The 12,935-nt window shown below is 45.0% G+C and carries 9 protein-coding genes; 1 reads left to right on the top strand and 8 read right to left on the bottom strand.

Translation table 11 applies throughout. From position 1 onward, the window contains the following. Positions 1-200: 200 nt before the first annotated feature. From CQ839_RS22975 to CQ839_RS22985, 3 genes are all read right to left on the bottom strand, one after another. On the bottom strand, positions 201-2,363 hold the full coding sequence (locus CQ839_RS22975; protein WP_103670632.1) for a S8 family serine peptidase: 2,163 nt from the start codon (positions 2,361-2,363) through the stop codon (positions 201-203). 136 nt (positions 2,364-2,499) lie between these two features. Further along, complete coding sequence (locus CQ839_RS22980; protein WP_103670633.1) at positions 2,500-2,781, bottom strand: type II toxin-antitoxin system mRNA interferase toxin, RelE/StbE family; 282 nt, start codon at positions 2,779-2,781, stop codon at positions 2,500-2,502. Then, positions 2,778-2,993, bottom strand: a complete 216-nt coding sequence (locus tag CQ839_RS22985; RefSeq protein WP_103670654.1) for a hypothetical protein — start codon at positions 2,991-2,993, stop codon at positions 2,778-2,780. Before CQ839_RS22985 ends, CQ839_RS22980 begins: the two co-directional genes overlap by 4 nt. A 261-nt stretch (positions 2,994-3,254) precedes the next feature. Here CQ839_RS22985 and CQ839_RS22990 point away from each other — a divergent pair, with 261 nt between their 5' ends. Further along, positions 3,255-7,001: a tetratricopeptide repeat protein gene (locus CQ839_RS22990; protein WP_181016311.1), complete on the top strand. Its 3,747-nt coding sequence runs from the start codon at positions 3,255-3,257 to the stop codon at positions 6,999-7,001. 64 nt (positions 7,002-7,065) lie between these two features. Here the strand turns inward: CQ839_RS22990 and CQ839_RS22995 are convergent, their stop codons facing one another. From CQ839_RS22995 to CQ839_RS23015, 5 genes are all read right to left on the bottom strand, one after another. Next, a complete protein-coding gene (locus tag CQ839_RS22995) occupies positions 7,066-8,478 on the bottom strand; it encodes a transglutaminase domain-containing protein (RefSeq protein WP_103670635.1) in 1,413 nt (470 codons plus the stop codon). Next, positions 8,478-8,801, bottom strand: coding sequence for a hypothetical protein (locus tag CQ839_RS23000; protein WP_103670636.1), 324 nt, complete (start codon positions 8,799-8,801; stop codon positions 8,478-8,480). The genes CQ839_RS22995 and CQ839_RS23000 overlap by 1 nt, the downstream gene beginning before the upstream one ends. 2 nt (positions 8,802-8,803) lie before the next feature. Next, positions 8,804-11,968, bottom strand: coding sequence for a helicase-related protein (locus CQ839_RS23005; protein ID WP_103670637.1), 3,165 nt, complete (start codon positions 11,966-11,968; stop codon positions 8,804-8,806). Then, positions 11,965-12,534 (bottom strand): hypothetical protein, encoded by a 570-nt coding sequence (locus CQ839_RS23010; RefSeq protein WP_258040850.1) that lies wholly within the window; start codon positions 12,532-12,534, stop codon positions 11,965-11,967. Before CQ839_RS23010 ends, CQ839_RS23005 begins: the two co-directional genes overlap by 4 nt. Positions 12,535-12,686: 152 nt before the next feature. Continuing rightward, positions 12,687-12,935: a DUF4926 domain-containing protein gene (locus CQ839_RS23015; RefSeq protein WP_103670639.1), complete on the bottom strand. Its 249-nt coding sequence runs from the start codon at positions 12,933-12,935 to the stop codon at positions 12,687-12,689.

Here is a 12,935-nt window from a genome sequence, read left to right on the forward strand (position 1 = left end):
TCTTCGCTGTAATAACCCAAAATTATTCCTTTTTTCTCTTTGTCTGAGCTTATCCTAATTTGCACAAGTTATTTATTTTTCATTCCTAACCATCTTTCAAAGTCCCCCAGAATTGGGGGATTTAGGGGGCTTAGTAAATCAAAACATAGACAGAAAATCCCAAAAAGAAAAAGGCGGCGCGATGCGCCGCCTTTTTCTTTTTACTGGACAGCTTTGACTGCTGCCTCAGCATTGACTAACCCACTACCAAAGTAATACTGCATCGCCGAAATCGGTGTGGGTGCGGTGTAAATCCCTGACGGACGCACAAAGGGAAAGTCCTTTACTGTACTAAAGCCGATCGCAGCTTGCAAACGGTATTTATTGGCATCAGATGAAGAGATTTCCAAACCTTCATAACTAGAAGTACGCTTGAGAATTGCAATCAGATTTTCGCGATTAATATTCGCATTCTCACCACGCATCAGCGCCACGACTCCCGCCACATTGGGCGCAGAGAAAGAAGTTCCCTGTACGCGCACATATTTACCCAAAGGATCGAGCGCAGGTTCCCATGTGTATTTTGGTGATTCCGCCTTGTCCCAAAAGCCCGAAACCCATGTGCCGCCTGTGGTGAGAATACCGCCCAATGCATTTTGATTGGTTTCACCTCCAGGAGCAACCACATCCAAACGACCACCAAAGCTACTATAAAAAGAACGATTGCCAGTGATATTTGTGGAGCCGACAGACAAAACCCCTGGAATCGCGGAAGGGAAGCCGACACCATCAAGGCTCTCATTACCTGCGGAGGCGACGATGACTAAATTAGGGTTGTTGTCTAGGATTTGGAAGATTTGGTCAGTCAGTTCTTGATCGGGAAGCAGACCACCGAGGCTCATGTTGATCACCTGTGCGCCGCGATCGCTGGCATAGCCAACCGCCTCAACCAGATTAGTGCTAGAAATCTCGCCATTTAAGCCAAATACCCGCACGGGTAAAATCTTCGCATTAGGTGCAACGCCAAAAATACCCTCACCGTTTTTAGAGTGGGCGGCAATGACTCCCGCCGACCATGTGCCATGAAACTCAGAAGCGATATCACCACGAATATAGTTGCGAATGATAGTAGCGATCGCAGCTTCAGAACTTTTAGGATTACTGGATTTGAGAACACGCGCCCATTGTTCGTAACGTTTGTTCAATTGGGCATTCGACAGTTGAAAGGTACTTTGGAAATCAGCCCGCAATTTTGCGACTTCTTCTTTGCTGATGCGCGTATCAGGATCGCCACCATTTTTACCTGTGAAGTCCCAACCGCTAACTTCATTGGGAAGCTTATCTTTAACGTTGGCGGTGTTGTAAACATTGCCAATCAAATCGGGATGATCCCACTGGATCAGGCTATCGATGACAGCCACGACCACTCCATCCCCACCCTTACTATTTTTCCATGCTTCCGTAGCACGAAGGTCGATGCGTGATGAATAGCTGCCGCGTTGGGGTGTGCTGTTGAGATGCCATTGCAGAGGTAGTAGATTGCTAAAGAATGTGCCGTTATTCGCGAGAATGTAGCGCGATCGCAGTTTTTGGAGATACTTAGCCGCATCGGATTCTTGAGAGAAGTTGATTTTACCTGCGCGTTGCTCTTGGAATTTATAGGAGAGCGTCTGCACAAAGTTAGGGGTTGCCGATTTCACGCCTGTGATGCCATTGAGTTGATTGGAGGCGGTGAGAATATCGGTTCCCGTTGCCGATCGCGATCGCACGATGTAACGGTTTTGGGTAAACCGAAGCGGGCGCACAATTTCTAAGTTGTTGCGATTGAGAATCAGTTGAACTTGGCTAGAGGTGAGTTTCGGCTCAAAGCTGACGGTAATTTCATTGGGAAGGACAATGGTTTCGCTATTGTCTTTACTGTCATTACGATTGAGGACAGGCAGAGTCGATGCAACATAGGATCTGGTTTCGGCTTTACGGGTAATTTCCTTCCGTTCTTGGTCACTAGTTTCCGCCGAAAATTCGATTAGGGCATAGCGATCGCCTATGGCTTTGACTTCGACTTCAGGTTTGGCGGGTTGAGGAGTGAGGGTGAGTTCGCGGGTGTTATTGCCACTCAAGTCACGCTGGAGCATTTCACTAAAGGAACCGCCGCGTGGAATGTCTCTTGTAGTATTAAAGGCAACGGCGATCGCGTTGTCGCGCTGACGCAGGGAGATTTTTTGTCCGTAGTAGAGGTAATAAAGTTCGCTGTCGTTTTTGGCGGTTGGGGTGGTCTCTTGGGCTTGGCTAGGGGCGATCGCTTGTTTGGTAATTTCGATGGGAAGGATGGCGGTTGTCCAGAGGCATCCTGCAAAGCAAAGGCTAGATATGATCCGTTTCATCGTTGATGTTCCTCACTAGGTTTCGTCAGTTTATCTCTCTGAGGGTTTGGAGCATATGCAAAAAGTTGTGGGGTTTAGGAGTAGCATTACTGATCGCTGATTGAGGTGATATGCATGGATCGTTGCGGTAATGCGGTTAATAAACCTCATCATGAGTGCCTACTGTCTCTAAAAGAATTGCTTGTAATCCTTCATGCTCTACGAACTTGAAGATAATTCTGAGGTCATATCCACCACTACAAGCCCAAGAGTCCTGAAATTCTCCTTTTAATTTATGTGTCCTTAATCGAGGATGAAATGGTTCTATGGATAGCAATTCTAGGGTGTTTTGAAGACTTGGAGCTATTTCTGGATGTTTCTTGAGGAATTTCTTAGCTGATCTTACAAATGTGTTTGAACGCAGCAAGATGAACTTCATGATAGAAGCTCCTGCATTAGCTGATCAGGTGTTGTGGGCTGGCATTGACCAAGTGCAAATTCACGTTGAGCTTCCTGAACTTCTTTGATTAATTCTGCTCTTCTGCGATCGCGAAGGCGATTTTGAAGAATCTTAATTAAGTCTTCTTGATCTTCAATCAGAAGTTGGTCGGCAGCTTCTAAGATTTTCGTAAAGTTTGATTCAACTAGCATAATTTTTAGGTTTAACATACTTAGTTATTGGAGTATAGCAAAACCAATACTTACGCCTAACTTATACTTGTTAGAAGATTATTAGGGTTGATTTGATAAAGATCGCCCACAACATACCAACAAAATGCTTCGCCACTACGATAATTTTTTCCTTTGCCTTAAAAACTGCATATGGTCGGGTGACGAAATAGCTAGATATTGGTAAGTTTGTTAATACTCGGTCGAGGCGATGTGATTATGTGCAAGGCAATCTCTAGTAATATGTCTGAAAATCAGCAGCCTGTGAGGAGGATCGCGAAGATGAGTCTGAAATCGTTTAGTTTTGGATCTCTGACAAGTGGTGTCCTTGCAACGTTGGTTTTAGCTATTGCCCCAGTTCCTCTTTCTGCTTTATATTTTCTACAACCTGTTTCTGCTCAAACAACACAAGATCGCAAAGCAGAAGCAGATCGGCTAATTCAGCAAGGCATTCAGTTACTTCGAGCCAGTCGTTATCGAGAAGCTATTCAAGTATTGGAATCAGCTCTAGGAATCTATCGCGAGATTAAAAATCGCAATGGTGAAGCAGCGTCTCTCAATAGTCTGGGGGGTGCATACAAAAATCTCGGACAGTACCAGAGAGCTATTGATCTCTATCAGCAGTCCTTGGCGATCCGAAAGCAAATCGGCGATCGCAATGGTGAAGCAAGGTCTCTCAATAATCTGGGTGCTGCATACGATAGTCTCGGACAATATCAGAAGGCGATTGATTTCCATCAGCAGTCCTTGGCGATCCGAAAGCAAATCGGCGATCGCAATGGTGAAGCAACGTCACTTAATAATCTGGGGAGCGCATACAAAAATCTCGGACAGTACCAAAAAGCGATTGATCTCTATCAGCAGTCCTTGGCGATCCTAAAGCAAATCGGCGATGGCAATGGTGAAGCGGGGGCTCTCAACAATCTGGGAAGTGCATACGGCAGTCTCGGACAGTACCAGAAAGCGATTGATTTCTATCAGCAATCCTTAGCAATCCAAAAGCAAATCGGCAATCGCAATGGTGAAGCAGCGTCTCTCAATAATCTGGGTGCTGCATACAAAAATCTCGGACAGTACCAGAAAGCAATTGATCTCTATCAGCAGTCCTTAGCGATCCAAAAGCAAATCGGCGATCGCAATGGTGAAGCAACGTCACTCAATAATCTGGGTCTTGCATACGACAGTCTCGGACAGTACCAGAAAGCAATTGATCTCTATCAGCAGTCCTTGGCGATCCGAGAGCAAATCGGCGATCGCAATGGTGAAGCAAGGTCTCTCAATAATCTGGGTGCTGCATACGATAGTCTCGGACAATATCAGAAGGCGATTGATTTCCATCAGCAGTCCTTGGCGATCCGAAAGCAAATCGGCGATCGCAATGGTGAAGCAACGTCACTTAATAATCTGGGGAGCGCATACAAAAATCTCGGACAGTACCAAAAAGCGATTGATCTCTATCAGCAGTCCTTGGCGATCCTAAAGCAAATCGGCGATGGCAATGGTGAAGCGGGGGCTCTCAACAATCTGGGAAGTGCATACGGCAGTCTCGGACAGTACCAGAAAGCGATTGATTTCTATCAGCAATCCTTAGCAATCCAAAAGCAAATCGGCAATCGCAATGGTGAAGCAGCGTCTCTCAATAATCTGGGTGCTGCATACAAAAATCTCGGACAGTACCAGAAAGCAATTGATCTCTATCAGCAGTCCTTAGCGATCCAAAAGCAAATCGGCGATCGCAATGGTGAAGCAACGTCACTCAATAATCTGGGTCTTGCATACGACAGTCTCGGACAGTACCAGAAAGCAATTGATCTCTATCAGCAGTCCTTGGCGATCCGAGAGCAAATCGGCGATCGCAATGGTGAAGCAAGGTCTCTCAATAATCTGGGTGCTGCATACGATAGTCTCGGACAATATCAGAAGGCGATTGATTTCTTTCAGCAATCCTTAGCAATCTTTAAGCAAATCGGCGATCGCAATGGTGAAGCAACGTCTCTCAATAATCTGGGAGGTGCATACAACAGTCTCGGACAGTACCAGAAAGCAATTGATTTCTACGAGCAATCCTTTGCGATCTTCAAGCAAATCGGCGATCGCAATGGTGAAGCAACGTCTCTCGGTAATCTGGGTGCTGCATACAACAGTCTCAGACAGTACCAGAAAGCGATTGATTTCTTTCAGCAATCCTTAGCAATCCAAAAGCAAATCGGCGATCGCAATGGTGAAGCAACGTCTCTCAATAATCTGGGTGGTGCATACAACAATCTCGAACAGTACCAGAGAGCCATTGATTTCTTTCAGCAGTCCTTAGCGATCACAAAGCAAATCGGCGATCGAGGTAATGAAGGAACAACGCTCAGTAATCTAGGTAGACTATTCGCCCAACAAAAACAACCCGAACTCGCAATTCTCTTCTACAAACAATCTGTCAACGTGCGCGAAAGCATTCGCAAAGACATCAAAGGACTCAGCCAAACAGAACAAAAATCCTACCTCGCCACCATCGAAAAAGACTATCGCGCCCTCGCCGACTTACTCCTCAGACAAGACCGCATCCTCGAAGCCCAACAAATCCTCGACCTCCTCAAAGTCCAAGAACTCAGCGACTACTTCCGCTCCGCCGATGTCGGCGACAGCGCCAAGCAAGCCGACTACCAACCACCCGAACAAAACATCATCGCCCTCGGTAACGAACTCGCCAAACTCCAACAACTCGACCCCCTCACCAAAGAACAAGAACAAAGACTTGCCTACTTAACAAATCAAGAAAGCGATCGCAACGCCCAATTCAACGCCTTCCTCAACAGCCCCGAAGTCCAAAAACAAATCAAACAACTCACCCTCGAAAAAGCCAAAAACGTCGATCTTGAAGAATACAACAGACTACGGGCAAGCCTTGCTGAAATCAAAAATGCTGTCGTCTTCTATCCACTCATCCTCGAAGATCGCCTCGAACTAATCCTGATCACCGCCAACACCGTCCCCATCCGCAAAACCGTCAACATCAAACGCGAAGACCTCAACAAAGACATCTCCGACTTTCTCAGCAACCTACGCGATCCATCCTCCTCCGATGTCCAAGCCGATGGACAAAAACTCTATAACTACCTGCTCAAACCCTTTGAGAAAGAACTAAAAGACGCAAACATCCAAACCATCATCTATTCCCCCGACGGACAACTGCGCTATATTCCCCTCGCTGCCCTCCATGACGGCAACCAATGGCTAATCGAACGCTATCGCATCAACAACATCACCGCCAGCTCCCTCACCAACCTCCGCCCCCGCACCTACAAACCACCCAAAGTCCTCGCCGCCGCCGCCACCAATAGCCAAAATATCAAACTCGGCGATCGCTCGATTCCCTTCGGAGCCTTACCCGCCACCAAAACCGAAGTCGAAGCGATCGCTGCCCTCTTGCCCAACACCACCACCTTCATCGACCAACAATTCAACAAAGCCGCCACCATCCCCAATATGCAGCGCAATAACATTGTCCATCTAGCAACTCATGGCTACTTTGCGATCGGTAAACCCGAAGATTCATTTATCGTCTTTGGCGATGGCGACAAAGCTACGATCTCTGATATTGGAAATTGGTCATTAACCAACGTCGCCTTAGTCGTACTTAGTGCCTGTGAAACCGCGATCGGTGGCAAACTTGGCAATGGCATCGAGATTCTCGGCTTAGGCTATCAGATTCAAAATCGCGGTGCAGGCGCAGCGATCGCCTCGCTCTGGAAAGTCAGCGACAATGGCACAAGCGAACTAATGCAAGCACTATACAAAAACCTCAGCCAGAAAAACATTTCCTCATCCGAAGCTTTGCGTCAAGCACAGATTACGATGATTCGCAGTAATAAAAAAGGCAATATTAGCGATCGGGGTACAGGTATTAGGATTGTGGGTACAGTACCAACTAACCAAGAAACACAACTTTCCCATCCCTTCTACTGGTCAGCCTTTATCTTGATTGGAAATGGACTGTAAAGTAGCGATCGCGCATTATGTTAAAAATAATTTTTCTCCTATGCACTTGCTATAGCAAGTGCAGCTAAGTTTTATTGAACTCTAATCTCCCCACATACCTGAAATTGCCTCCAGCCTCAGTTGAAGTAAATAAACTGACCTCATAGCTTCCAGAATTAGGAAGAGGACAAGAAATTTGGCTATCCTGAACAGGTTGACCACAATTCTGAGAACCACTACTACCTTTAGGTCTGTAACTAGCCAAGATCCAGCGTTTCTGAGGGTTGGCAAGATTAATCACTGCATCGGTTTTAGTATCCACTTGCGATCGCTGTGGGCTAATCAGTGACAATCCATCGGCAAAGAACTTAGGACGCATCATCGGCTGACGTAGAAACTCACCTTGGTTAATTGGATTAGCACGTAATTGCCATGCTGGATCTTTGGGGAAATGGGTAATGCCAATTACTTCTGGTGGTGGCATTAAATATTCGGTGCGATAGTTTTTGATAAAGCCTTTCTCACGGCTAACATAGCCACTATCCCAAGTTGGATCGATTAAGTACCATTGACCATTAACCTTAACCCCATTCCATGCATGACCTTGACCGCTTAAATCGCTAGTTTGGGTACGTGCATCACCAACTACATAGACAATCTCTACTCCCGCCGCTTTACCTAGTGCTTCTAGCAACTGGGCATAACCCGCACAAACTGATTTACGAGTGCGAAACACTGTCTCCGCATCCTGTGGCGGATATACACCAGCAAAGTATGACTCAGCATCATAGGCAATGCGATCGGCAACGTAGTCATGTAAGGCTTTCACACGCAAAACTGGATCAGATTCTTTACTGACAATGTATTTAGCAACAGAATCAATGCTCGTCTCCACATTTGCTTGCATATTGACGATCGCAGGGTGCAAACCCTGTCCGTCCCATGCCCATGCATTTTTGCTTGGATTAAGGTCAATTGGTTTCCGATTAGGTTGTGGTTCTGGCTTGATCTTGTTACTGCCATCGTCATATTGCTCATAGGGATTTTTGTTTAATGCGTTATAAAGCCACTCCAATCCCCCTGCGATTTTGAATAGGCTTTGTCGCGTGACCTCTATATGTTGCCCTTGCATCGCCCCTAGCATCCAGTCCCCTCTTGTTGAAAGAGCTATGAAGCTAGTACTTGGTTGCCATGCTAATAGTCCTGAGATCGCTACAAAGTTAATCACCAAAGTTCGGATAGTTAGGCGATCGCCCCAAGTTAATGTCTGTTCGCTTGACTTACCCAATTTGCGCCGCTTGTAACTTGACCAAAGCTCCCATAGCAAAGGTAAGACTGGAAACAGAAATACCCCTGCGATGACCGATAGCAAAGTGGAACGATTAGAGAATGCTGCAAGGGAAGATGCAAGCCATACCCCTAGAACTGGTGTCAGAAAGATACAGGCATAGACTCCCAGCTTTAAGATTGTCCCAATCAACTTAAATAATAGTTTCATTACTCCTCCAAACACTCAGTAACTGCATTCAACTCAGCGATCGCTCGCACTAGCCGATCGCGCAAAGCATTGTCAAGCTTGGGATTTTGCAAAGCTACCTCTTGGATGGCGGCTAACCATTGTGCGATCGGGACATGGCTAACGGCGGCGCGTAGACCCATATTTGTGAGTATCGCAAGGTAAAAGCCTTTGAAATCATCTGGGTCGCCGTAGTCATAGAAGCCGTCCCATAGCTCTAGTTTTTCGGGTGTGTAGGCTTCATATTGTTCTAGGGTGATTGGGGTGCGATCGAGTTGGGGTTGGGGTTGGGGTGGTGGGGTCATGGTTATTTATCCTCTAAAGTTTTGAATAGAGTTGATTCAAATAATGGATCGCCAAAGGTCATCAATCGCAAAGATGGTTGCTCGTCAAAGGTATCAGGATGGAAAGTAACCTGATAAGACTTTTGCTGGAATTGCATTGTCCAAACCTTGTCTCCTAAATCCTCAAAGGTGATTCCAGATTTTTGCAGTAGCAGCGATCGCGTAAACATTTGCTCGATCGCTTCTGCATCAAAGGGCGATCGCGGTATGGGTTTACGCAATTCCATAAGATCGGCTTCGACATCCATTGCCACAGCTTCATCAAGTGCCAGTTGTATGGATGGAGCATCAGGAGCCTCAAAAAATTCTGATAGTAAGACATCTTCTTCGAGTGGGTCTGCACTCATTACCGCTTTTTCAATAAAAGTAGGTACGCGAGCAAGTATAGGCTGTAAATTTCCGACAACGTTTTTAAATGCTTTGATGCGATCGCGTAATTTGAGATAGACCTTAGCTTCTACTGTGCCATCGTAATAAAAGTTGTGGATTCTAACCGTTGCAAATTTTTGACCGATGCGATCGATTCTGCCAATACGTTGCTCTACACGCATGGGATTCCAAGGCATATCGTAGTTAAATAATACGCCGCAGGTTTGCAAGTTTAGTCCCTCACTGGCTGACTCAGTGCAAAGTAAGAGTTTGATTTCTCCATCACGAAATCGCCTTTTGATTTCTTCTTTTTTGACAATCTGCCATGTGCCATCGCGGTTGAGTTCACCACCACGCCCCGAATAACAAGCAACCTGTGAGCCATATAGCTGAATCAAGGTATCGCGTAAATAGTCCATCGTGTCGGTGTATTGCGTAAAGAAGATCGCACTATCACGCTCTAAAGATTCTTGACGTAGTTTTTTAATAAATTCAGAACGTTTGGTATCTTCACCAGTGTTATCAAATTGCTGCAATAAGTCTTGAAGATATTCAATTTCTTTAGGATCGATAGGCTCCATGTAGGACTCTAAACCTTCGATAATCGCATCATCGGCATCGTCTAAATCTCCAAGGTCATCTTCTCCAAACAGGCTACCTTGTTGAGTCAATAGATACTCTAGTCTCCGTTGTAAAGATTTCTCGATCGCATAAAAAGAACTGGTCAAGCGCTTGCGATATAGCGTCATCAGAAATCCCAATGCTTTGCGGTTTTCCTTTTGAGCGAGACGGTAAAAATGACGTACATAATCGCTGACTTCACGATATAAATGGGCTTCCCGTTCTGGTTCTAGGGTAATTGCGTTATCAAATACCTCTCGCGTTGGTACAGATTTATCTAAGAAGCCACGTTTGTAATATTCACGCAAGGTGTCGCGAGTATGGCGAAACATCAGGTCTTTGATTGGAGTATTGGCTGCAAGAAACTTTTTCGATTCACTGATGAAATTATCGTCAGCTAGATATTTTTGTGGGTTAGTTATTTTTTGACCAGTCTGCCAAACATCTTCAATTTGATATGACAACAGGCGATCGCTAGTCTCTAATGCTTGCTGAATCTTACTGCAAGGTTTTCCGCCATTGGCAAAGTAATCAACAGACATGGTTTGCCAAAAGTTGAGATTATGCTTGTCGGCGGGTTCGGATAGGGTCGCAAAGTAATCACAAAAAGCATCAGCAAATTCCCAATGACCTTTTAAACCAAGCAATTTAATAAGGTCAAACATTTCCACCGCGTCGATCTGCATTGGGGTAGCCGAAAGAAGTAATAGAGCTAGGGTATGCGCTCTAAGTTGAGCCATTAATTCGAGTAGACAGTTAGGAGTGTCCTTACGGTTTTGAGGGCTTTTACGCCTTGCATGGTGTGCTTCGTCCAGTACTACTAAGTCCCAAGGTTCGGAGTCTAGTAACTCTTGCATTCGCTCTTTACGCCGCACCAAATGACTAGAGGCAAGGACTAGGTTTTGCTGATTCCAAGGATTACCAGTAACTGTGACTGATTGTTTGTAAGGATCGATAAGTTCATTTTTGCCATACGACCAGAAATGCAAGTTAAATTTTTCTCGCATTTCTTCTTGCCATTGCGGTTGAACGCTAGCAGGAGCCAAGATTAAAACCCGTTTCACTTTTCTTGACAGCAGTAAGTAACGCAATACTAAACCCGTCTCAATGGTTTTACCTAAGCCAACTTCATCGGCAATTAGGGCATTGCGGGGAAACTCAGCAGCCATACGCCGCAAGATTTTCATTTGGTGCGCCCAAGGCTTGACGGGAATTGATTTTACTGAGAAGTCTAAACAACCTTCATGGTTATGAATATTTGCAAGTTGAATAAATTGTGCGCGTTCCGCTTGTATTTCTTCTTGAGAGATTTGGATTTCTATTTGAGGTGGTGGTGTCGGTTCTTCAGTAGGCAAGTTTAATATTTCTGGCTTTGGTGCGATCGCACGATCATCAAATTCAGCTTGTCGATTCCAATCTGGCTTTTGGGTTGGAGCATAGCGTAATAGCTTTTGTTTTACGGCTGTGGGGATTTCAAACACGCGCACATTGGGAAGTTCATCTTTCCATAGACGTTCAAAGCGATCGCTTTCATGTTGTACCCGTTGTAAATCTCTACCGCCATCCCATGAAAAGAAGACATGAAACGATTCGCGATTGGCTTGCCAGCCCCCGATTGACTCATTGTTAGAGCCATTAAAAGCAAGACAATCCCCATTCGCGTCAGAGATAATACCTACCTTTTCGTGAAAGAGATGTTGCGGATCGAGAACTCGCTCGGATGAGTCAGGTTGACCGCTTGGCTTGAGTGGTATGGCAATGCGAATATCAAGATATTCATTTTGAATTAACCAACTAAGGATTTCAAAATGCTTGAGTTGGGCAAAGTTGCTCGGTGGGGTGAGTTCAGTATCTAGGCGAGTAGTCAAAGCATCACGCAGGGCGTAACCCTGTTGGACTGCCTGCAAGTCTTCGGGTGAGAACTGACAGCCCATGATTAGGCGCATTCTGCCTTGATTTTCGAGTAATGCACCAATGCCTCTAGCTACGCGACTGAGAATGCTGCTATTGAAAAATCCTGCTTTGCGATCGTATTGCAGGGCGCATTCGAGGGCAGGAATATAGAAGTCAGTGATTAAGTTATCTTCATCACTGCCATATCCGATTTTCCACTGGCGATCGCTTAGTTTTTTACTCATAGGGCTAGGTTTTTCTCGCACTCTTGGAAAATGTAGTGCAATGCTCCCAACACGATCGCCATATCATTAATCGCGTATAAAGAAGTTTCGTGAACCATATTTTGACTGTCTAATTTGTAATATTTCCAGCCTTCACCATTGGTAACTATGCCCAACACGTCGATCGCTCTGCCAAGTTGCTTATTTTGCCATTGGCAAGCTTGCATTTCTACTAAGCATTGGGCTAATCCCTGCTCAAAATCGTCTTTTTTTGCCTCGACTACACAAGCAAATGGAGCTTCTAAATAATCCTTTTTTTCGGCAATTACATAATCAGCGTTACCAATTAGAACATCACTTTCAATTTTGCCACCTTTCCAGATTTTAAGACTTTCAACTCCTTCGAGTGCTTCATCACAAAAAGCATCGATCAAAAGTTTCTTAGATTCTTCGTAGGAATTAAGGTCAAATTTACGATGCAATCTTTCTAGGTGTTGAATAAAAAAATCACTGGGCGCAAGCGGTTCTATGGGAAATGTCCAAGGCATTAGAGTTTTGATACCAAGCTGTTTATATGCTTCAGACATACTGAAACTAGAAAAGCTTTTCTTCTTTGATTTGGGTATTTTGGATATAGATTTTGGCATTTTTAAGATACTCCTGATTTATCTAAATAAAGACAACTACTTTTCTAAGATAGTCGTAAATCTTTCCTGATCTCAACGAAAAGATTAGTCAATTAGCTGGCTAAATCTAGCTCAAGCGGCTCATAGTGTAGTGAAATTAGTTGCTCTGCTTTAACAGTTATCATTGCAAAAGCTTGTCCATCTGTGCCTGAAAATTCAACCTCAAAGGCTTTACCATCCTCGTATTCTTCAACTACTGTGCCTACTTGTCCACGCCTTAATAAGACCCAGCGATCGCCCATAAATTGCTTGGTGCGAATATTGCTGGCTAGGACGACCATATCATGTAACTGAATTTCCAT

Origin of the sequence: Pseudanabaena sp. BC1403 (assembly GCF_002914585.1) — a bacterium.
Classification (GTDB): Bacteria; Cyanobacteriota; Cyanobacteriia; order Pseudanabaenales; family Pseudanabaenaceae; genus Pseudanabaena.